Source organism: Pradoshia sp. Z3_51, assembly GCF_058215915.1.
In genome coordinates this window covers 571,374-593,343 of record NZ_JBZAJC010000001.1, presented here as the reverse complement: position 1 = coordinate 593,343, position 21,970 = coordinate 571,374, and the positions used below count along the sequence as shown (strand labels likewise).

At 37.4% G+C, this 21,970-nt stretch carries 20 protein-coding genes; 17 read left to right on the top strand and 3 right to left on the bottom strand.

The features are described 5' to 3' along the window. Nucleotides 1–15 precede the first annotated feature (15 nt). The 9 genes from panD (at nucleotide 16) to AC4BHA_RS02700 (ending at nucleotide 8,881) form a co-directional block, all read left to right on the top strand. Nucleotides 16–399, top strand: coding sequence for an aspartate 1-decarboxylase (panD, locus tag AC4BHA_RS02740; RefSeq protein WP_066107385.1), 384 nt, complete (start codon nucleotides 16–18; stop codon nucleotides 397–399). A 260-nt stretch (nucleotides 400–659) separates the two neighbouring features. Beyond that, complete coding sequence (locus AC4BHA_RS02735; RefSeq protein WP_490558124.1) at nucleotides 660–3,263, top strand: exonuclease domain-containing protein; 2,604 nt, start codon at nucleotides 660–662, stop codon at nucleotides 3,261–3,263. Between the two features lie 101 nt (nucleotides 3,264–3,364). Continuing rightward, nucleotides 3,365–3,535 (top strand): YpmA family protein, encoded by a 171-nt coding sequence (locus AC4BHA_RS02730; RefSeq protein ID WP_066107380.1) that lies wholly within the window; start codon nucleotides 3,365–3,367, stop codon nucleotides 3,533–3,535. A gap of 17 nt (nucleotides 3,536–3,552) precedes the next feature. Further along, on the top strand, nucleotides 3,553–4,029 hold the full coding sequence (locus AC4BHA_RS02725) for a cell wall elongation regulator TseB-like domain-containing protein (protein WP_066107378.1): 477 nt from the start codon (nucleotides 3,553–3,555) through the stop codon (nucleotides 4,027–4,029). Between the two features lie 17 nt (nucleotides 4,030–4,046). Further along, complete coding sequence (locus AC4BHA_RS02720; RefSeq protein WP_140461588.1) at nucleotides 4,047–5,243, top strand: pyridoxal phosphate-dependent aminotransferase; 1,197 nt, start codon at nucleotides 4,047–4,049, stop codon at nucleotides 5,241–5,243. A gap of 312 nt (nucleotides 5,244–5,555) precedes the next feature. Further along, nucleotides 5,556–6,848 carry an asparagine--tRNA ligase gene (gene asnS, locus AC4BHA_RS02715; protein ID WP_066107371.1) on the top strand — a complete coding sequence of 431 codons (1,293 nt, stop codon included), beginning with the start codon at nucleotides 5,556–5,558 and terminating at the stop codon, nucleotides 6,846–6,848. Between the two features lie 100 nt (nucleotides 6,849–6,948). Further along, nucleotides 6,949–7,635 carry a DnaD domain-containing protein gene (locus tag AC4BHA_RS02710; protein ID WP_066107369.1) on the top strand — a complete coding sequence of 229 codons (687 nt, stop codon included), beginning with the start codon at nucleotides 6,949–6,951 and terminating at the stop codon, nucleotides 7,633–7,635. Between the two features lie 83 nt (nucleotides 7,636–7,718). Beyond that, the gene (nth, locus tag AC4BHA_RS02705) at nucleotides 7,719–8,378 is read left to right on the top strand and encodes an endonuclease III (protein WP_066107366.1); all 660 of its coding nucleotides are present in this window, start codon (nucleotides 7,719–7,721) and stop codon (nucleotides 8,376–8,378) included. Beyond that, complete coding sequence (locus tag AC4BHA_RS02700; protein WP_490558123.1) at nucleotides 8,375–8,881, top strand: YpoC family protein; 507 nt, start codon at nucleotides 8,375–8,377, stop codon at nucleotides 8,879–8,881. Before nth ends, AC4BHA_RS02700 begins: the two co-directional genes overlap by 4 nt. A 96-nt stretch (nucleotides 8,882–8,977) precedes the next feature. Here AC4BHA_RS02700 and AC4BHA_RS02695 read toward each other — a convergent pair whose 3' ends face one another. After that, the gene (locus AC4BHA_RS02695; RefSeq protein WP_490551328.1) at nucleotides 8,978–10,003 is read right to left on the bottom strand and encodes a Gfo/Idh/MocA family protein; all 1,026 of its coding nucleotides are present in this window, start codon (nucleotides 10,001–10,003) and stop codon (nucleotides 8,978–8,980) included. A gap of 167 nt (nucleotides 10,004–10,170) precedes the next feature. Between AC4BHA_RS02695 and AC4BHA_RS02690 the strand changes: the two genes are divergently transcribed. From AC4BHA_RS02690 to AC4BHA_RS02655, 8 genes are read left to right on the top strand one after another with little or no spacing between them, the layout of a single operon-like run. Continuing rightward, the gene (locus AC4BHA_RS02690; protein WP_490551329.1) at nucleotides 10,171–11,151 is read left to right on the top strand and encodes a helix-turn-helix domain-containing protein; all 981 of its coding nucleotides are present in this window, start codon (nucleotides 10,171–10,173) and stop codon (nucleotides 11,149–11,151) included. Continuing rightward, nucleotides 11,144–12,310 carry a Gfo/Idh/MocA family protein gene (locus AC4BHA_RS02685; protein WP_490558122.1) on the top strand — a complete coding sequence of 389 codons (1,167 nt, stop codon included), beginning with the start codon at nucleotides 11,144–11,146 and terminating at the stop codon, nucleotides 12,308–12,310. Before AC4BHA_RS02690 ends, AC4BHA_RS02685 begins: the two co-directional genes overlap by 8 nt. Beyond that, nucleotides 12,307–12,801, top strand: a complete 495-nt coding sequence (locus AC4BHA_RS02680) for a hypothetical protein (protein ID WP_490558121.1) — start codon at nucleotides 12,307–12,309, stop codon at nucleotides 12,799–12,801. Before AC4BHA_RS02685 ends, AC4BHA_RS02680 begins: the two co-directional genes overlap by 4 nt. Then, nucleotides 12,798–13,766: a Gfo/Idh/MocA family protein gene (locus AC4BHA_RS02675; RefSeq protein WP_490558120.1), complete on the top strand. Its 969-nt coding sequence runs from the start codon at nucleotides 12,798–12,800 to the stop codon at nucleotides 13,764–13,766. Before AC4BHA_RS02680 ends, AC4BHA_RS02675 begins: the two co-directional genes overlap by 4 nt. Nucleotides 13,767–13,781: 15 nt before the next feature. Further along, nucleotides 13,782–14,642 (top strand): sugar phosphate isomerase/epimerase family protein, encoded by an 861-nt coding sequence (locus AC4BHA_RS02670; RefSeq protein ID WP_139891752.1) that lies wholly within the window; start codon nucleotides 13,782–13,784, stop codon nucleotides 14,640–14,642. A 23-nt stretch (nucleotides 14,643–14,665) separates the two neighbouring features. Next, nucleotides 14,666–15,910: an ABC transporter substrate-binding protein gene (locus AC4BHA_RS02665; RefSeq protein WP_139891753.1), complete on the top strand. Its 1,245-nt coding sequence runs from the start codon at nucleotides 14,666–14,668 to the stop codon at nucleotides 15,908–15,910. An 11-nt stretch (nucleotides 15,911–15,921) separates the two neighbouring features. Next, complete coding sequence (locus tag AC4BHA_RS02660) at nucleotides 15,922–16,851, top strand: carbohydrate ABC transporter permease (RefSeq protein WP_139891754.1); 930 nt, start codon at nucleotides 15,922–15,924, stop codon at nucleotides 16,849–16,851. A gap of 12 nt (nucleotides 16,852–16,863) precedes the next feature. After that, a complete protein-coding gene (locus tag AC4BHA_RS02655; protein ID WP_139891755.1) occupies nucleotides 16,864–17,691 on the top strand; it encodes a carbohydrate ABC transporter permease in 828 nt (275 codons plus the stop codon). Between the two features lie 262 nt (nucleotides 17,692–17,953). Here AC4BHA_RS02655 and AC4BHA_RS02650 read toward each other — a convergent pair whose 3' ends face one another. Together AC4BHA_RS02650 and recU are read right to left on the bottom strand one after the other, a co-directional pair. Further along, on the bottom strand, nucleotides 17,954–20,734 hold the full coding sequence (locus tag AC4BHA_RS02650) for a transglycosylase domain-containing protein (protein WP_490558119.1): 2,781 nt from the start codon (nucleotides 20,732–20,734) through the stop codon (nucleotides 17,954–17,956). Between the two features lie 36 nt (nucleotides 20,735–20,770). Next, complete coding sequence (gene recU, locus AC4BHA_RS02645; RefSeq protein ID WP_066107357.1) at nucleotides 20,771–21,388, bottom strand: Holliday junction resolvase RecU; 618 nt, start codon at nucleotides 21,386–21,388, stop codon at nucleotides 20,771–20,773. Between the last annotated feature and the right edge of the window lie 582 nt (nucleotides 21,389–21,970).

Genomic DNA, 21,970 nt, shown 5'->3' with positions numbered 1-21,970 from the left:
TAAGGGGGTAAGATTATGTTTCGCAATATGATGAAAGCAAAGCTTCACAGAGCAACAGTTACTGAGGCAAACTTAAACTATGTAGGCAGTATTACAATTGATGAAGATTTATTAGATGCGGTAGATATGCTTCCAAATGAGAAAGTTCAGATTGTAAATAATAATAATGGTGCACGTTTTGAAACATATATCATTCCCGGTAAGAGAGGCAGTGGTGTAATCTGCCTAAATGGAGCTGCTGCCCGTCTAGTTCAGGAAGGTGATAAAATAATCATTATATCCTATGGATTAATAGAAGAAGCTTATGTAAGAAGCCATCGGCCTAAAGTGGCTGTTCTTGATGAGTATAATACAATTGTTGAAATGCTTGGAGCCGAACCAGAGGCAACGATCATTTAATGACTTTGTTAATGAACAAACGCTGATCCCCTTAAATCTTTAAGGGAACCAGCGTTTGTTTTTTATTAACCAATAGTCTTCATTCTTCTTTGATTAATAAGGCTGGTTTTGATATAACAGTAGATAATGGGTAACGATAAATGATATGAAGAGTGTATGATAGGGGACCCAAAAAATAAAATGGAAAATAAGGTGCCATTGTGAATTTTTCCATCAGCTAAACAGAAGCAAGTTAGAGAAGAAGTGAGCAGGTGTTAAATATGAAAAGTAAGTATGTAGTAATCGACTTGGAGACTACAGGTAATAATCCTAAAAATGGTGATCGCATCATTCAAATTGCGGCTAACGTCATTGAAAATGGTGAAATCACATACCAATATTCATCTTACATAAATCCAGGGAGGTCCATCCCTCTATTCATACAGGAATTAACCGGTATTACGGATGCAGACGTGGAGAATGCACCGACATTTAAAGAGTTGGCACCCTACATTATTGGTGTATTGGATGAGGCTGTTTTTGTTGCTCATAACGTATTATTCGATTTGACATTTTTACAGGCTGAATTGGAACGTGTAGGGTATGAGCGTTTTCTTGGATATACCGTAGATACGGTGGAACTAGCAAAAATCGTCAATCCTGGAATGTCGAGTTTTAAACTAGAGGAGTTAGGAAAAGCCTATGGCTTTCTTCATGAGCGGCCACATCAAGCAGACAGTGATGCTTATGTAACGGCTCTTTTGTTTATCGAGTTTTACAAACAATTAAAGAAATTGCCGAAACCTACCATTAAATCATTATACAGATTATCATTTTTATTAAAAAGCGAGCTTAAAGAATTATTGGCTGAGATATTAAATGAATATTCAACGATGAGTGAGCCATGGAGACCAGATCTAGATATTTATCGTGGTATCGCAATTGTTAGGCAGAAATCAATTGAAAGCCTAACACAACAGGAGAATGAAAAAAAACATATTTCTCTTGATGAATCAGCGTTACATAACATATTAAAGAAGAGCTTTAAGAGTCATAACGTTAGTTTAGTAGAAGATGGGACACGGGATTTTACCGGACATATAAAAGCCTTTTATGAATATGCCAATGAAAATCATGTACAGGTAACCATAGCTGCCCATACTAAACATACAGCTGAACAGTTAATGGGTATTTTTCAGAGGGATTATTCTTCTAAAATGATTCAAAATCAAGTTAGCATATTGCATTCTAAGGAGCAGTATTTAAGTTTGCCGAAGTTCGAGCAATCGATGCGGGAAAAACAACAAAATTATGAAAGTACAATCGCAAAAATGCAAATATTAGTCTGGTTAACCATGACAAATACAGGCTGTTTGGAAGAGCTTAATTTATCCTCGGGGGGAAGAGAATATTGGAAGGAAGTAGCCCACCATGCCCATTTGCATCCACGCTTGCTTAAGCCGTGGACGGAACGGGATTTCTATTCGAGACAGATGCTGGCTGCTAAGCAGGCAAAGATTATTCTTAGTACTCATGACAGTCTAATTTCGGATATTCAAACAGGGGATTTCTTAAGCGAGTGCCCTAATATAGTACTTGAGGAAGCTAATTATTTTCCATCCTCTGTTGAAAGCGGATTAACGAAAGAGCTGAGCTATGTAGAAGTGAGGAATCTCTTGAATAAAATTGGAACTTTGGATAATCGGCAATTACTGAGATCTGTCATATTACTTTTAAAGGAAAAAACAACCGGTCCATATAATGAAAATCAACTGGCTGTTTTATTGGAAGAAATCGCATGCAGTGTGGAGAGTTTTTTTGAGGCATTGTTCACATATGGAATGAAAAGCAAAAAGGATATGGACGGACCTAGAGTGCAATGTAAGCTTGATTTTTCTGAGCTGGAGAATAAAAAATACATGGATCAATTATTAAAAGAAGCCAATGATCTGTATGACTCTCTCGGTTTATTAGTAGTACAATTTCAACAGATCCTTGGTGAGTTGAACCAAGTACCAATTGAAAAATTAAAGCGAAGTCAATTTAACATTATTGATGAATTAACAAAATTATCGGGGGAAATAAATTTAATCCGAGTTACTTTAAATAGGTTTTTTAAGAGTCTGGATACAAATGATGAGGTTTGGGCGAGTTGGAATGTAAAGGGAAATAGAAATTCAGTCCAAATATATGCCCAGCCCTTATCGGTCTCAAAATGGGTTAATCGAAACTTATTAAAGCCGGATAGCCATATTTTATTTATTTCAGATGTCTTGACGGTAGGTGGATCCTTCCATTTTATTTCACAACAATTAGGTGTTCAGGAAAACAAGTTGAGTAGCCTGGTGATCCCCCCGGTAAAAGAGCAATATTTAACGATATTGACTCCATTGAAGGAAAAGTCGGGATATACGCTGATTGATTTTGTGAAAAAGCAACAAAAGCCCTTAATCCTTCTTTTTCAATCACAAGAATCATTAAAAACAAGATATAATGACATGAAGGGATTAGCAGAATTTACGCACATACAGTTGCAGGCTCAGGGACTATCCTCCGGTTCTGCCATGAAAATGCTGCGAAATCATCTTGCTGTTGACCAATCAATTCTCTTAATGAATTACACTGGCTGGGATCAGGTTTGGCATACTTATAATGGCCGATCAATGATTTTAATGGTTGAGCCTCCAGTCGAAATGAACAGCACGATTCCAGATGAGGATTTAATATCTGAGTTAATCATTAATTTAAGAAGCTTGCTTAATACTTCTCCGAATTATAAAAAAGACAGCAAATGGGTCTTGATCGAGAATGATTTGATTCGGAGTGATAGAAGTATGTTTGAACATGGTCTAAATTACGTAAAGCCAATATACAGGAATATGTAAGGAATTTAATGTTTGGCTCGCTTTTTTAGTAAAGTAAAGCTATTTGCAATTTTATTTTGGTATAATGTGTACGAGAGCGCTACGTTTTGGGAGGACTTACAATGGAGAGTAAGGTAGAGCTATTATCAAGTGTTAAATTGACATACACGAATGATTTATATAAAATCGTTGATTCTTTAAATAAAACGTTGAAAAAAGAGAATTTAATGTTTGGCTTGGCATTAGATAAACAAGATCAACAAACAGCTGTTTTTTCAATATACCGTACATAACTTGAAAGGAAATAGATATGAAAAAAGTAATTTGGAGCATAGTGATTATTATCCTGATTGGCAGTGGCTTTTTTATTCAGGCTATCTATGCTGGTGACAGCACCAGGAAAGACGCTGAAAAGAGTGCAGAAGATATTGCCAGAGAAACAGCTGGAATGACAGAAGTGGATGATTTCTATTTATATAATGGAAATGAGACATGGAGTGTAATAACTGGCAAAACAGCAGATGGCAAAAAAATCGGTGTTTGGGTGCCGGATGATAAGAAAAAGAAAAGCCAGATTATTGCCCTCTCAGAAGGTATTAGTAAAAATAAAGCCATTGCAATCGTGAAAGAAAAAAAGAATGTGAAGAAGATTGTGTCTGCCCATTTGGGAATGGAAAATAATCAACCCTTATGGGAAGTAACCTATAAAAATAATAAAGACCTTTATGGGTATTATTACCTGAATTTCAAAACAGGCAATTTAATACGTAATTACGATAATCTGTAGGATGGAGATGGAACCGGATGAAATTAGCAAAAAGAGTATCAGCATTAACACCATCATCAACACTAGCAATAACAGCCAAAGCAAAAGAGCTTAAAGCCCAAGGTCTGGACATTATTGGACTTGGAGCAGGAGAACCAGATTTCAATACTCCAGCTAACATACTCGAAGCAGCGCAAAAGTCCATGCGGGATGGCCACACAAAATATACACCTTCTGCTGGATTGCAATCCCTGCGCAAGGTTGTCGCAGATAAACTGCAAAAAGATCAAGGACTAACATACAGTAACGGCCAAATTTTTATCGCTTCAGGTGCCAAGCACGCTTTATATACACTTTTTCAGGCAATTTTGGATGAAGAGGATGAAGTGCTGATTCCTACTCCATATTGGGTAAGCTATCCGGAACAAGTTAAATTGGCAGATGGAGTGCCTGTTTATATTGAAGGTAAAGAAGAAAATCAATTTAAGGTAACGCCTTTACAGATTGAAAAAGCAATTACTGAAAAAACGAGAGCGCTTATTATCAATTCACCAAGCAATCCTACCGGTATGATATACACAGCTGAAGAATTACAGGCGATTGGTGAGGTATGTTTAAAACATGATATTATTATAGTTTCAGATGAAATTTATGAGAAATTGGTCTACCACAACCATGAACATGTATCGATAGCAGAGCTTTCCGAAGAGCTTAAGCAGCAAACAATCGTCATTAACGGTGTTTCCAAATCCCATTCTATGACAGGATGGAGAATTGGTTATGCGGCAGGTGACCAAGCGTTAATTAAAGCAATGACGAACTTGGCAAGCCACAGTACGTCCAATCCGACAACGACCGCACAATATGCAACAATTGAAGCCTATACAGGACCGCAAGATCAAGTTGAAATTATGCGAAGTGCGTTTGAACAAAGATTGGATGCTATTTACGATCAATTGCTTGAGATACCGGGATTGACTTGTCTGAAACCTCAGGGGGCATTCTACCTGTTCCCAAATGTCTCAAAAACGGCAGAGATGTGTGGATTTAACAGTGTAGATGATTTTGTAGAAGATCTATTGGAAAATGCTCTGGTAGCCGTAGTTCCCGGTTCTGGCTTTGGTGCACCTGATAATATACGCTTATCGTATGCTATATCGTTAGAAGCACTTCAAGAAGCTGTTAAGCGTATAAAGGAATATGTGATAAATAAATCAGCAACAAAGGCTGAATAAATAGGATTCACAGGGAGACGGTAAACGAAACGACCCCTTAAGGAAAATTCCTGGATGATCTTAAAGGGGTTTTTTGAGTGAATGGTATTAATTTAAGCCGCTTCATTACCTTACTGACTGATGGTAAATGAGGGGGTTAAGGATTAATTTAAAAAACGAGCAAGCGAGAATGGATGTTTTCTGCAAAGGATCGATGAAATAATGGATTATTTCATGTACAGGTGAAATTTTGTATTTGCTTGTCCATTTTGGTACTTGTATAATGAATAGGGTACATAACCTGGTTTTGTTTAAGCTTTGGAGGGAAAAAATGTGAAATGTACAATTAATGAAGTATATAAATATGTTAATGAAGAAGTTAAGATAGGTGCTTGGATTGCCAATAAACGTTCTTCAGGAAAAATTGCTTTCTTGCAGCTGCGCGATGGTACAGGCTTTATTCAAGGCGTAGTTGTCAAAGCAGAGGTTGATGAAGAATTATTCAATACCGCTAAGAAGATTACTCAGGAAACGTCCGTATGGGTGAAAGGTATTGTTCAGGAGGATGAGCGTTCCCCATTTGGTTACGAACTACTTGTAACAGGACTTGAAGTAATTGCAGAAGCAGTTGACTATCCGATTACACCGAAACAGCATGGCACTGAGTTCCTTATGGATCACAGACATTTATGGCTTCGTTCAAAGCGCCAGCATGCTGTCATGAAAATTCGTAATGAGATCATTCGTGCTACGTATGAATTCTTTAATAAAGAGGGCTTTGTAAAAGTTGACCCGCCGATTCTTACAGGAAGTGCTCCAGAGGGTACTTCAGAATTGTTCGCAACGAAATACTTTGATGAAGATGCTTATCTATCTCAAAGTGGACAATTATATATGGAAGCGGCAGCAATGGCACTTGGGAAAGTATTCTCCTTCGGTCCAACATTCCGTGCTGAGAAATCCAAAACGCGACGTCATTTAATCGAATTCTGGATGATTGAACCAGAGATGGCATTTGTTGAGTTCAATGAGAACTTAGAAGTTCAAGAGCAATATGTTTCCTATATCGTTCAATCTGTACTGGAAAATTGTGTGATTGAGCTGAAAACGCTAGGAAGAGATACTTCCAAATTAGAAAATATCAAAGCACCATTCCCTAGAATTACCTATGATGATGCAATTAAATTCTTGCATGAGAAGGGCTTTGATGATATCGAGTGGGGCGATGATTTCGGTGCTCCTCACGAAACAGCAATTGCAGAAAGCTATGATAAGCCTGTGTTTATCACCCATTATCCTACAGGAATTAAGCCGTTCTACATGCAGCCTGCTCCTGACCGTGATGATGTTGTCTTATGTGCAGATTTAATTGCACCGGAAGGCTATGGTGAAATCATTGGTGGATCAGAACGTATCCACGATATGGATCTATTAAAAGCAAGACTTGATGAACATAATTTAAGTATGGATGCTTACAAATGGTATTATGAATTACGTCAATATGGTTCCGTTCCTCATTCTGGCTTCGGTCTTGGGCTAGAGAGAACGGTTGCTTGGATAAGCGGTGTGGAACATGTTCGTGAAACGATTCCATTCCCTCGTCTTTTAAATCGTCTATATCCTTAATAGTCAAATAAAACCTGGCAATTTATTTTATTGTCAGGTTTTGTTTTTCCGTACTTCAAAATCAGCATACATGGTATACTAAAAGGTGAGGTGTCGAATTATGACTATAAAAAATCTGTCGAATTGGATTAAGCAGGCGAATGTTGTCATACCCTCTTATTTGTTAAGCAGTTACAAAGAGATGGGATTAAATGAACAAGAGATGATGCTTTTACTACATGTTGAAAACTTTTCGATGAACGGGAATTCATTTCCCACTCCTGCTGAAATTTCTTCTGTAATGAACCTCACTGAAATGGACTGTACTAACCTGCTCAGAAAACTGGTTCAGCATGGTTTCTTAGATATTACAGAGGATGAAAAACCAGGTTATGAGAGCTATTCAATCAAGCCATTATTTGAAAAATTGGCCTATCATTATTTAAAAGAAGCTAAGCAAACCGACTTTGAAGAGAAAGTAATTAAGAGTGAATCCTTATATACCGTATTTGAAAAGGAATTTGGCCGGCCCTTATCACCCTTTGAGGGTGAAACATTAACGATGTGGCTGGATGAGGATCAGCATTCACCTGATTTGGTTAAGGCTGCTCTTAAAGAAGCCGTTATCTCCGGAAAGCTCAGTTTCAGATATATAGATCGTATTTTGTTCGATTGGAAGAAACACAGTATCAAAACGTTGGAACAAGCCAAGGCGTATAGTGAACGCTTCAGAAGCTACACGAAAAAAAGTCCTGCTAAAACTGTTCCCGTTGCTAAAGAGTTGCCATTATATAATTGGCTAGAATAGACTTTAATCGATAGACCAGGATAGATCCTTTTATCCGGTCTTTTTATTCGCGAAAAATAAAGAATAAAGGGAGGGGGATTTAGATGCTTACCAATACACAAATTCGATATTGTCTCGACGAAATGGCAAGAATGTTTCCTGAGGCCCATTGCGAATTAAATCATTCCAATCCATTCGAATTAACCGTGGCGGTAGTATTATCGGCACAATGTACGGATGCTTTGGTGAATAAAGTAACGAAAAATCTCTTTCAAAAATATAAAAAACCAGAGGATTTCCTTTCAGTACCGCTTAGTGAATTGGAAAATGATATTCGTTCAATTGGTTTATACAGAAATAAAGCGAAAAATATTCAGAAGTTATCGCAGATTATTCTGGAAAAATACAATGGGGTAGTTCCGAATGACCGGGATTTATTAGTTGAGCTTCCCGGAGTAGGGAGAAAGACAGCGAATGTGGTTGTTTCAGTAGCGTATGGAACACCTGCAATCGCTGTGGATACACACGTGGAGAGAGTAAGTAAAAGGCTTGGTATATGCAGGTGGAAGGACTCCGTCTTAGAGGTTGAAAAAACGCTGATGAGAAGAATCCCAGAGGAAGAATGGTCGATTACCCATCACCGATTAATTTTCTTTGGTAGATACCATTGCAAAGCTCAATCGCCAAAATGTGAGGAGTGTCCTATGCTTCTACTGTGCCGTGAAGGGAAAAAAAGAATGAAAGCAGCAGGAAAAGGAAAATGAATATTCCAGAATTAAATCTTAAACCTTTTAATTTTGAGTACAATCAACTTGATAAAAATGATTTTTTGAGATGGAATAAAGATATTTTTAATCTTGGTTTTCCATATGATTATTATTATTATAAAGGCAATGATCTGTACAGGCCCTGGGAGGATTTCTCTGTTATAAGGGAGCAGCTGACGAATGAATGGGCGGAAATCGTTCGACAGTTGGAAATAATGTTCGCTAACAGAGAAAAGCAGGAAATTAAACCATATATGTTAAAAGGAATTGTACTATATGTTTCGTTTATGTATTGGTCGAATCAAGTACCTGTAAATTTATGCGGCTTCCCTGCATGTCTAAAGGAATTAAAGGGGAAACCGGTTAATGTGGAAGAGCGTTTGCCCTTTATATTGGCAAGGCCATACTTTTACCCAAGCTTTATGCAATTAAAAAGCCTAATGGAAGAGCAAATCAAGATTGCGGCCAAAATGGCAGCTTTAAATAAGTATACAAAATGATGTATGTTAATAGTAGTAAATAGAAGCCACACAGGTTTTAATAACTCTGTATGGCTTCTTTCTATATTGTAATTATATGGGATGGCTTTTGTCCTCCTATAAATATAGCAATTTTCCATATTGGTTTGCGGATTCTTGCTCTTTTTCTGCTATATATATGGTTTCTTTTGTGCTTTCTAACGGAATTGCATCTTGGGCACTGGTATTCAGCCTTATTGCTTCAGCGAAATGTTTAATTTCGAGATAATAGCCGTCTTCTTTTGATATATCAGGCACAAATTTTTTACCCTCGGCAGGATAGTCAGTTAGTACATTGTTTTCTAAAATAATGGTTCCTTTTTCAAAGTTCACTCTGTAGCGCATTTCAAATCCAAAATCACCTTTAATTGTCCAGTCATCCTGGGCATTTACTACTTTGCCATCGAGATAGTGATAGTTGGTAGAGACAATGTCATATCCATTACCTTCAAAAATCACTTTTCCGCTTGTAGATACAGCTACAGGTTTACCGAATAACCAATTGATAGTGTCCACATCATGGATATGTTGATCGAGTAAGCATCCACCTGATTTCTCCTTTTGCAGGAGCCAGTTTTCCCAAGACCATATAGGTGTTGAACCGCCTCGGAAGAATGAAGCACTTATTACAGGACCATATCTATTTGTATCAATTGTTTCTTTTAAGTACTGATAACTTGGGAAAAAACGAAGAGTCTGGCCTATCATTAATTGCCGGTCATATTTCTTAGAGGCTTCAATCATTAAGGAGCAGTCCTTTGTTGAGATTGCCATCGGTTTTTCACACAAGACATGGACACCTAATTCCATTGCTTGAACGGCCAGTGGAGCATGTAGGTACGTTGGAAGGCATAAGTCTACATAATCTAGTTTTTCTTCCTTAATCATGTCTTCCATTTTTTCATAGAAGGTGAACCGTCTGAAATCTACCTGCTCTTTACCAGTCTCCAAATTCCCCTCCACTACTTTACCATGCCGCTTTTTTTCATCCACATCACAAATAGATACTAATTTAATGGGGTATCCTTCCTTTTCCAGTCTCAAATACTTCTGTAAATGAGCATTTCCCATAAAACCTAATCCTACAATTCCTACTTTTAACATGGGCAACCTCCTCAGTCGGTTTCAAAAGTATTTTATTTAAGATATAAATCTTCTTTAACCTTAACTATCAAGAAGTCTTTTGATATTTAGAATTAAAGCCCCATTTCTTGTAAAAAAGGACTGAATTAGTAAAAAGTAGTACCTATATTAGGGAAATACTGTAATAATTGGAAATAAGTATTCTGAAATTTCCGATAAAGGTGGCGATTCTTCTGAGGGCTGATTTTTTTAAGAATATTTATCCACCGCAATATCTAATTGAAATTGAGAAGATTTTAACATTATATTATTTTGAGTTCTCTAAGGATTATCGGTATACGGGTGAAAAACATGATTTTTGGGAATTTGTCTATGTAGATAAGGGGAAGTTAGAGGTTTCTGCTGATCAAGAAGGCTACGAATTAAAAGAAGGAGATATTATTTTCCATAAACCGAACGAATTTCATAATTTGTGGGCGAATGGAATTTGTGCTCCTAATGTCTTAGTCATTAGCTTTGTTTGTAAATCTCCAATCATGTCTTTTTTCGAAAATAAAATCATGAGGGTCGCAACTGGAGAAAGAGAATTGTTGGCTAAAGTTTTAAAAGAAGCAAAAGATGTATTTCAGCCAAGTCTAGGAAGGATATATCGAGACGATATACGCCTGCCAAACCCTAGGGTTGGAGCGGAACAGATGATGTATTTGTACTTAAGTGAGTTTTTAATACGATTGATAAGAGATGAGACTTCGGAAATCAATCAGCAACGTGTCAGCGGAGCAACTAAGAAAAAGTTTGAAAAAAAGATTGTGAATGACATTATCGATTTCATGAATGAACGATTACATAAGCAATTATTTTTAGATGATATATGTACCCATTTTTTTCTTAGTAAGACATATTTGAAGAAAATATTTAAAGAAGAAACGGGATATACCGTGATGTCCTTCTTTAAGGCGCTTCGAATGGAAGAGGCAAAAGTCTTAATCAGAGAAAATAACTTGAGCTTTACACTTATTGCTCAAAATCTAGGGTTTGATTCAGTTCATTATTTTTCGAATTGCTTTAAACAACAAACTGGATTAAGTCCGAGTGAATATGCCAGGTCGATTCAAGCATTTGAACATAAATTGAGGCTGAAAGAAGAAGGGGAGAAAGCAGTTGATTAGGTTCGGAGTTATAGGATTAGGCAATCGAGGCAGTAAATTCGCTCTTCAGTCCCTAATTCCTCATCCAGAAATAGAAGTAGTCTATGTATGTGATCAACAAGGCACAAATTTTAACTTATTTGAAGAAAAACAAATTCGATCAACCACTGATTATCGAAACTTGCTAAAGAGCACGGAGGTGGATGCAGTTTTTATCGCTACTCCGGATGATACCCATGCTGAAATTATTTTAGAAGCGATAAAATTTAGCAAACATATTTTATGCGAAAAACCTCTAGATATTTCATTGCAAAAAATCTCTATGATTCGTTCCGCCTTAAAAGATTATAAAAAAGTTTTTCAGGTTGGTTATGTCCTGCGATACGCACCATTATATTTTAAAGCAAAAAGCTTAATAAGCAGTGGAATTATCGGCGATATATTCCTTGCAAATGGAACAGACCACATTAACTATGGTGGTTACGCATTCTTTCATGATTGGCATAGGCTTAAATCTAAATCCTACAGTTTATTACTTCAAAAGGCTACACATAGTCTGGATATTTTATCTTGGATGATTGGAGCCAAGCCGGTAAAGGTGGCAGCATTTGGAGGTTTAGAAGTGTTTGGTGAACCTGGGTCCATCAAAAAATTTGGATCTCCTTTAAAGGAAGAACTGCACTGTCGAACATGTCAGCATAAATGGACATGTGAGGAGAGCCTAATTAATATCAAGAAGCATAAAGGAATTGAGTGGCAAGAAAGTTGGCCAGATCACTGTGTGTTTGATTCTGAGGTAAATGTAGATGATCATCAGGCTCTGCTAATTCAATACCAAAATCGAGCGAAAGTTACGTATACATTATGCCAATTTGCAGCTTATTATCGGAGGGAATTTCAGTTTTTTGGTACGAAGGGTGAGCTATACTTTGATGATGAGAACAATAGAATCATAGTTCATGATCGTTTGAAAAAAGAAAAGTTAGTCTACGAAATAGAGAATACAGTTGGCCATGGTGGAGGAGATGCTGAAATGATTTTGGATTTTCTTCATTGTATTCAAACAGGGGCTCAACCGCGTTCTAATCTGGAAAGTAGTTTCACCGTTTCTGAGCTAGTCATTGCTGCACAACAATCAATTGAAGAGGACAAATATATTGTAATGGAGGGTTCTCTGTGAAGTTAGAAGATCAAGCTGCCCTAAGAGAAGTCCGGGAAGGAAATGTAGGAAACGTTACCTTTATTCGATATAACTTCCATGCTCCAGAAAAACCATTAGAAATCATCACCCAGCATATAAAGGAAGCTTTATATTGGATATCCAATATTCATATAAAGCAAGATTTAAAAGATATTAATACTTCTGCAAACCATGAAAAAAATGTTTGGCTAATCACTTGTCAATTTACAGATAGGACGGTAGCTAACCTTTTTTTTGATTTTTCACTAAGTCGATCAATCTACATAAAACAAATGGAGATAGCCGGAACAACTGGGTTGTATGTGTTTGATTCGTCAGTTGAACAAGCTTTACAATCAGATTTTCTGCAAGTGCTTGAGATTAATCCTGAATATATGAAGGATGATCGTGTTGAGAAATGGTGGGGTAAAGCAATCCAAAGTCTTCAGACAGGGCAAGTGGCTTTGGTAGAGAAAGGAGGATCTTCATGAAAGTAGGAATCATTGGTTGTGCTCATATGCACGTGTATAGCTACACATTATGTTTAAAGACACTTGGAATTGAAATTGTCGGTATTTATGATCGGGATAAGGAGAAAATGTTTCAATTTAGTGAAAAGTATGGGATTGCCCCATATGAACAATTGGATGACCTTTTGCAAACAGATATTGATACGGTTCTGATCTGTTCAGAGAATGCGTTTCATTGTGAATATACTGTTTCAGCCGCTTCTTATAAGAGGCATGTGATTGTCGAAAAACCGATGGCACTTACGGTTGAAGATGCCGAAAAGATGATTTCGGATTGCTACGCCGCTGGTGTTAAATTGATGATTGCTCATCCAGTTCGCTTTTCTCAACCTATGCAGTCCTTAAAACAATTGATAGACGAAGGGACATGCGGAAAGCTAATTGCAATTAATGCCACGAATCATGGAAAATCACCTGGTGGTTGGTTTGTAGAGCAAAAACTCTCTGGCGGAGGAGCTATCATTGATCATACGATTCATATGGCAGATCTAGTAAATTGGTTTTTTGCTCCTCAAATAGATTCCGTATTTGCTAGAGGGGAGAATTTACTCGGTGAGTCATTTGTGGAGGATACAGGGCTCTTGCATGTGACATTTACGGATGGGACATTTATGAGTCTGGATACATCATGGAACAGACCTAAAGAGTATCCAGTATGGGGTGATGCCTCACTTACATTGGTCACAGATAAAGGGTGGATTCACGCCGATGGATTTGGGAGAAAGGCATTACTCTACAATCAAAAAGCAAGTCCGGCTTTTACATATTACGAAGAAGATATGGATATGGCCATGATAAAAGCTTTTAAAGACACCATTGATCAAAATATGCCTTCACCAGTATCAGGTGAAGATGGCCTATTCACTGTAAAGATGGCGAGAATGGCCTATCAATCGATTGAAAAAGGATACAGAGTAATTAATTAAAAGGAGGTTGGGAAAGTGAGAAAAGGTATAAATAGCTGGTGTTTTTCACCTGATTTATCATTGGAAACTACTTTTAAAGTAACAAAGGAAGCTGGATTCGATTCAATTGAACTGAATATGTCTGAAAGTATGCCTCAGGATTCCATTACTTCTGAATTAGGGTTAATAGATAACCCAGCTTTAACCCTTGAAACTACAGAGTTAGAGCTTGAGACAATCAAAAATTTATCAGTGACTTATCAGTTACCAATCAGTAGTATTGCGACAAGCTTACATTGGACATACCCTCTGACCTCATACGACGAGAAAGTAAGGGTAAAGGGATTAGAAATCGCTAAGAAAATGATTGAGGTATGTGCTGTCCTTGGTGGAGATACTGTATTAATCGTCCCTGGTGTTGTAACGGAAACAAATAGTTATGATGACTGCTATGACTTGGCTCAATCGGCTCTAAAAGAATTAGCTATATATGCAGAACCACTCGGAATTGTTATAGGTGTGGAGAATGTTTGGAATAAATTTTTACTTAGCCCACTTGAGATGCGTCGTTTCCTTGATGAAATCAATCATCCTTCGGTAAAGGCTTATTTTGACGCAGGAAATGTGTTGCAATTTGGCTTTCCAGAGCAGTGGGTGCGCATTTTAGGTGAACGAATCACGAAGGTACACATTAAAGATTTTCGCCAGGATATAGGGAATATACGTGGATTTACGGGTCTTTTAAGCGGAGATATGAAATGGTCGTCTCTTATGGAGGCTCTAAGAGAAATAGGATACAACGGGGATGTGATTTGTGAGTTAAGTCCTTACAAAGAAAACTCGATACAACTAGCATATGACACCAGCAATGCTATGAAATATATATTAAGCAAGTAAGACCAAATTAAAGGGGGATATTTATGAAAAAGGAAGTAAAGTGGTTAGCAGTCTTTTTCTTGATTATCAGTGCAATGTTGGTTGGTTGTTCGAATGATTCTAAGTCCGATGCTAAAGGGGACGGAAAAGAAATTACTTATGCTTTATGGGATAAGGAGCAAGCGCCAATTTATGAAGAGCTCGCAAAAGAATTTGAAGAGGAAACAGGTATTAAAGTAAAGTTTGAAATCACACCGTGGGCGCAATATTGGACAAAATTAGAAACAGCCATAACAGGAAATAATGCCCCAGATGTTTTTTGGATTAATTTCCCGCGTGTACCTGATTATATTGATAATGAGGTTGTCCTTCCCTTAGATGACATTGAATTTGATAAAGATAAGTTCCCTCAACAATATTTGGATTCCTATACAAGAAATGGGAAGCTATATGCAATTCCAAAGGATTTCGATTCACATGCACTTTACTATAATAAAAAGATTTTCGATGAAGCAAACATTGCCTATCCGGATGACACATGGACTTGGGATACATGGAGAGAAGTAGCCAAGAAGCTTACAAATAAAGACAAGAATATTTATGGCATGGCTGCGCCAGTAACGTGGCAGGGTGGATATTATGAAACGTTATTACAGAGTGGAGGAGCTCCGTTTGCTGAGGATGGGACAAAGTCTGGTTTTTCTGATTCAAAAACGATAGCTGGCGTACAATTTTGGTATGACTTTGTTAAAGAAGGATCCAGTCCAACAGTTGAAGAAATGGCTAGTACGACAGTATCCGAATTGTTTTTAAATGGACGTATTGCTATGACTCTGGATGGTTCTTATATGGTACCAACGTATTTTACTGATGAATACGGGATAGAGAATATTGATGTTGCACCTATGCCAAAAGGTGAAATCCGAGCTACAACGTCAAATGCCTTAGCGAATGCTATTTCTGCCAAAACAGAAAATGAAGAAGCTGCTAAAAAATGGGTTGCTTACCTTTCTACTAAAGAAGCGAATGAGCATACCGCTAACTCAGGAAAGGTTCTATCAGCCTATGAAGGCTCACAAGAGGGATGGATGAATGCTTATCCAGATAAAAACCTAAAAGTATTCATAGATGCTGTCGAGTATGCAGTACCGCTTCCGAATAAGAAAAATAACTCAGCTGCCATTGCAATTGAGGCTGATATACTAACAAAAGCATGGACAGGTGAAATAACAGTGGAAGAAGCGTGTTTAGAATTGGCCAAGCAAGCGGATGAACTATTGAAAAAATAATCGAGTAGGGAATGATTGATTTGGCAAAAAACGACGGTAACGTAATCCCTTATAAAAGATCGAAATATAAGAGAAGAGATATATTGGCAGCTATATTTTTTATCGGCCCTCTATTTCTTGGATTGTTCGTTTTCTATCTTTTTCCGATGATTCAAAGCGTTTTCTATTCATTTACAAAATGGGGCATGTTCGGTGGAAATACTTTCACCGGACTTGCTAATTATAAGAAGCTAATTGGAGATGGAGAAGTATTATCAGCTTTGAAAAACACCATAATCTATTCTATATTTACTGTACCTATTTCGATGGTCATTTCATTATTAATCGCAACTCTTTTAAATAACAAAATAAAGGGTGTATCTTTTTACCGGGTTATCTACTTTCTTCCGGCTGTTACGATGACATCTGCAGTCGCTATGATTTGGAAATGGATGTATAACTCAGACTACGGAATTATAAATCAAATCCTTGCTCAGGTTGGTATTCAGGGACCAGCTTGGCTGACAAGCTCAAACACAGCCATGATTTCTTTAATTATTGTAGGTATATGGAGTTCCCTTGGTACTTCAATAGTTATATTCTTAGCTGGATTACAAGGAATATCGAGATCTTTCTATGAAGCGGCAGAAATAGATGGGGCTGGTTCCTTGCAAAAGTTTTTTAAGATTACGTTACCGATAGTAACTCCGACAATCTTTTTTAGCTTGATTACGTCGCTGATTTCTGCACTGCAGGTGTATGACTTGATTTTTCTAATGTATTCCCAGACTAATCCGGCTCTTGAAAGTGTCCAATCCCTGGCCTATTTATTTTATAAGCATGCGTTTATATTAAATGACAAAGGATATGGCGCCGCTATTACCGTTGTTTTATTACTTTTAACTATGATCATTACCGTTATTAATTTTGGATTTCAAAAGAAATGGGTGCATTATGAATAAGAGGTGGACAAGATGATGAAGAAAAAAAACAAAGGAAAATGGGTTGTTCACGTATTACTTATATTTGGTTCCATTATGATGGTGTTCCCCTTTATTTGGATGGTGCTAACTGCACTCAAGACAAAAAGTGAATCAATCAGTATTCCTCCAAAGTTTTTTCCTGAAGTTGCCCAATGGAATAACTTTAGCGACATCTTTACACTTTTACCTTTTAGTCAATATTATTTAAATACTTTCGTTTCTACGGCGGTCATCACATTAGGACAAGTGTTTCTTTCTGCAATGGCGGCTTATGCCTTTGCACGAATTGAATTCCCCTTTAAGAAGACATTATTTATCCTGATGTTATCCGTTTTAATGGTTCCTGGGCAAATATTTTTACTTCCACAATACTTAATCATCCAAGATATGAATCTATTAAATACAATTCCAGCTTTATTTATTCCAGGTCTGTTTTCAGCTTTTGGTACATTTTTGCTGCGACAGTTTTTTATGACAATCCCAAAAGAATTGGAAGAGGCCGCCGTTATTGATGGTTGCTCCAGGTTACGTATATTTTTCAGTATTATCCTGCCTTTGTCTAAACCTGCGCTCATTTCAGTATCGATTTTTGCGTTGCTATATGGCTGGAATTCTTTGCTTTGGCCGTTAATTGTAAATACATCCCCAGACAAAATGACGCTATCTGCGGGCTTGGCAACTCTAAACGGACAATATGCTACTAATTATCCTTTAGTGATGGCTGGATCATTCATGGCAATTATTCCACTAATTATCGCCTTCTTTATTTTCCAAAAGCAGTTTATTGAAGGGATTGCATTAAGTGGATCAAAAAATTGATGTAGTAGTAATTGTATCTTTTGAGGATTGGAGTATATTGTGGTGAAGCAGGGGGGATGAAATAAAGGTGACTTCTGCAGTTAGATAACTTTATCTATAGGCAGAGTTATCTATTGTGATTAGTTTACAGTAGAAAGTTATTCGCATATATAGCATAAAAAAATGCACTTCATTGTTAGAATAAGTCTAACCATGAAGTGCATTTTAGTTATTGTTTATAGGAATTTGAAACTTTTCATTTCAAAATGACCTGGTATACGGTTTAGGCAATTTTACGTATATGTCTAGGCATTTCTTGAATAGCAGGTGGAATCAGATAGGAAGTTTCGTCAGGCTGGGAAGTACTATTACTTCTCGCAGCAGGTCGTTCTTGCGCATCCTCATCCTGTGGTTCTGGCTGGCCTTCACGAGGGTTGGTACCTTCGGCAGGATTGGTGCCTTCACCAGGGTTAGTTCCTTCACCAGGGTTAGTTCCTTCACCAGGGTTAGTTCCTTCACCAGGGTTAGTTCCTTCGCCAGGGTTGGTGCCTTCGCCAGGGTTGGTGCCTTCACCAGGATTAGTACCTTCTTCAGGATTGTTACCTTCATTCGGATCTTCTTCATTACCTGTGCCATTGTCTGGGTTAGGTTGATTTGGATCTTCTGTATTGTCCTCAGTCGGCTCTTCAGGCTGTTCTTCCTCCTCTGGAGCAGCTTCAGGAATAGAAACAGATGTAGATGCTGAGTCACTCTCCTGGCCGTCTACAGTAGCCGTTACATAGAATGTATACTTTTTCCCGGCTTCTGGAGCATCGAGGCTGAAGGAAGTTTCCTTTGTAGTGGTTAACGTTTGTCTGTCTCCGCCATCCACGGCAACCTGAACATTAAATTCTGCGTCATTAGAAGAATCATATTTCCAGTTCACGTTTATTCGATTGGATGCTTCATCAAAAGCAGCGTTGAGACCAGAAGGCGCATTTGGTTTTGTATATTTTTCCGATGTTTTAGTAGGTTCATGTCCCTTTACAAAGTACTCATATACAATTTGATCACTTGGTGTATATTCACTTGCTTTAGCGTTTGTTCCTTTTTCAAGGGCAACTTTGACAACGGAACTTGGCTGTTTGAAATTATCAGTTGTCACATTCTCAGACATTTTGCCCATCATTGTTTTAAAGATTTTTGCGGCTATTTTTGTTTCCTGCTTACTCATCGGATTTTTTAATTGTTGATCATAGCCCGTCCAAACAGACATGGTGTAATTGGTTGTATATCCAATAAACCACGCATCCGGTGAACTGCTCTTACTGATATTATATTTTGCACGGTCTTCTGCAGAGTAGTTTGTTGTTCCTGTTTTTGCTGCAATGTGAAGACCTGGTATATTGGCTGCAGTTCCTGTACCTTTAGTCACAACATCCTGCAAAATGTTTGTAATCATAAAGGCTGTATAATCCTTCATGGCAACTTGTGGTTCCGGTGCCGTTTCAATAACAGTATCATTGTCTCTTAGAACTACTTTTTTTACGACATGCGGTTTATTATAAATACCCTCGTTACCAAAAGCAGCATAGGCACCTGCCATTTGTAGAGGGGATGCCGCTTTGTCTACACCGCCGATTGCGGATGCTTCGTATATTTCCCCAAAGTCAACACCTAATTTTTTTGCAAATTTACCAGCTTGATCTTTACCAACCTCTTGGAGTGTTTTAACGGCAGGGACGTTTAGTGATTTATAAAGCGCCTCACGAATCGTTACATTCCCTTTATAGGTACCCGTTGCACTACCAATTGATTGGCCGGAACTATATTTATATGGTTCATCTTTAATAATATGAGCAGTCGACCATTTCAAATATTCAATTGCTGGACCGTAATCAAGAATTGGTTTAATGGTTGAACCCGGCTGCCTTGTTTTTAAATCTGTTGCATAGTTAAAGCCACGGGCTACTTCTTGGTTTCTTCCACCGCCCATTGCGTTGATTTCCCCGGTCTTTGTATCCATAAAGACCGTACCAGCTTGGAATTTATCATTCGGGTAGTCGATATATTTATCGCTATTCAGTATTTCATCCATTAGATCCTGTGCATCAGGATCGATGGACGTATATACCTGAAGGCCATCTGTGTATATATTGTAGTCTCCAATTTCTTCCACTTCATCGATGACTTGATCAACAATAGCATTATATTTTGTGTTTGTTGTTTTCTCGCGTTTTTCTTCTGGGACTAAGCTATCTTTAACACTTTCGGCTTGAGCTTTTTCGTGTTCTTCAGCTGTGATGAAACCTGCTTTTTCCATTAGTTTAAGTACGATGTTTCTTCGTTTTTCCGCTTTTTCCGGATACGTAAATGGGTTGTAATTATTTGGGCTTTGTGGCATACCTGCCAGCGTGGCAGCTTCAGATAAGGTAAGCTCATTCAATTCTTTGCCAAAGTACAGCTTGGATGCTGTGGAAAACCCATGGACTCCGGATGACATATATACTTTGTTAACATACATTTCAAAAATTTGTTCTTTAGAATATTTTTGCTCAAGTTGAAAAGCAAGGTACATTTCCTGTACTTTACGTTTAATCGTTTTTTCTGATTTAAGGAAAGAGTTTTTCACTACCTGCTGGGTAATGGTGCTACCTCCCTGAGAGCCGAAGCCGCCTGTTATGTTTCCAATTAAAGCTCCGCCAACGCGAATAATATCAATTCCATGATGTTTATAAAAACGCACATCTTCAGTTGCCAGGATGGCATTTTCCATCAATTTAGGAACATCCTTATAATCGACGTAATCTCTTGTTTCTGAGCCTACTTCTGTATATATATCTCCGTTTTTATCATAGATTTTCGAAGAAATAGGATCAATCAGGGCGCTGTCATCAATCTCAGGAGCTGTGACAGCCCAGTATGCAAAAACTCCTCCAACTGAAATACCTGCAATAATAAATAGTGCAACTAAAACAATTAAGGTTCTTTTTAATAATGATTTTGATTGTTTCTTTTGTTTTTTATTTCTTTTGGAATTTGCATATTTTCTTTTTTCTGTCCTTGTTTTATATTGATCTGACATTGTGTTACATACCTTCCTTTCAGGATAAAGGACCATTTAAAATAGTTGGGTACCATATTTTTTGTCAATTATCTTAATATAGTCAATTCTTGGTGAAAACCCAAGCGGAATCACTTCACCTGTATGTTCAATATCCTTTTTTGGTATAGATTTTCTACCGCCAGATAGCATCTCTTCCCAATAATAGATCAGTGTCTCAGCCGGTAAATAGTAAATTTCCTCTGTTACACTGAAGCGCATAATAATAAAGGCTATCCCACCATGTTTAATGATATTGCGCATATGGACAATTTGGTGTTCATGAAAATTCTTTAAAGGGAAAGAGGTTGTTTGTCTGGTTTCCTTCGCTTCAAAGTCAATGTATCTGCCTTTATATACACCATTATAATCCGTTGTGGAGGCTTGCTTAAAATAGGCTTCTTTTATGACTGCAGCGCTCCTCTTAGGATAAGACACATTAACAATCTGAACGGGTGTTGGCTTTTTGTGAACAATTGCGATGTTATTCTCTATATAATAAAGATTTGTTTCGTTTAAGTCATCCTCCAATGTCATTCCCCGATTAGAATAATTCACTTTTTTCTGTTTCAGTACTTTGCTGCCGGTTTTCGCAATCGGGTTATATTGTTTTCCATTAGGATATTTTATAGACATAGTATCCCTCCAAGCCCATCCTTATCATAACAAAAATAGCATCAAAATTGTAAAATTCATTATTACTTACATAGAAAGTTTAAATAATTAGTACAGATACTCATTTATGTAATTTTATTATAAGATAAACGTGTATTTCTCTTTCAATAAATACTAAATTGATAGAATGTAAACGAAACTAAGGCACTTCGAAGTTTATAATAAATTGGCTGGATTCGTCAAAGGTACTTTTTAGATAAAAAGGTTAGAGTATATGATTATATAGAAGAATGTTATCGAGGTCATCTTTTAAGCGACATAAGTGAAAGAGAATAATAAAAAGCCGGAGAATATAAAATCCTCCGGCTATTAAGTAAGTGGTAGCTAATGTTTTAAGTTGATGGTTTATCTGGACCATCTAGTTTTGGATTGCCTGTATGCTTGCTGGATGCGTTATTGCTTTTCTTTTTTTTCTCTTGAGCAGCTGATGTATTTTTCTTCATGACTACACCTCCTATTCATTAGGTTGTCTATGTTTAGAGAGTTTATGCAAGTTGTCGAAGGAAGCATTTACGTGCGCCGTCTCTGTTTTCTTTGCCGATA